This window comes from bacterium (assembly GCA_020440705.1).
Taxonomy (GTDB): Bacteria; Krumholzibacteriota; Krumholzibacteriia; order LZORAL124-64-63; family LZORAL124-64-63; genus JAGRNP01.
The window spans coordinates 1-561 of record JAGRNP010000364.1; the positions used below are offsets into that span (position 1 = coordinate 1).

The following is a 561-nucleotide window of genomic DNA, read 5'->3' on the forward strand; positions in this document are numbered from 1 at the left end:
TGGAGGCCTGGGCGCGCGCGGAGGAGGATCCCGACGCCTGCGCCCTGGTCTTCGTGGCCCACTCCCTGCCGGAAAAGTTCGTGGCCGCGGGCGATCCGTACCTGTCCCAGACCCGCGCCACCGTGAGCGCCGTGCACGGCCGCCTGCGCGAGGCCCTGGCCGACCACGCCGCCTGGCTGGACCGCATGCCCGGCGGCGCCGCGCCCCTGCTGGCGTTCCAGAGCCGCGTGGGGCCCATCAAGTGGCTGGGGCCGGAGATCACGGCGGAGACCGCGCGCCTGGCCGCCGCGGGCTGCAAGCGCCTGCACGTGCAGCCGGTGAGCTTCACCTGCGAGCACATCGAGACGCTGCACGAGCTGGACATCGAGCTGAAGGAAGACGCCGAGAAGGCGGGCATCACGCACTTCACGCGCGGCGCGGCCCTGAACCTGGACGAGGGCTGGCTCGCGTCGCTGACCGATCATCTCCTGCGCTCCGCGTACCCCGCGGCGGAGGTGGCCGATGCACGCGGCTGACGGAACCCGGCGCGTGGCGGTGGCGGGCGGCGGCGTGGCCGGCATG

At 74.3% G+C, this 561-nt stretch carries 1 protein-coding gene; it reads left to right on the forward strand.

Translation table 11 applies throughout. The features are described 5' to 3' along the window. A partial coding sequence (locus tag KDM41_18815; GenBank protein MCB1185477.1) for a ferrochelatase occupies positions 1-515 on the forward strand: 515 nt, incomplete at its 5' end. Positions 516-561: the final 46 nt, after the last annotated feature.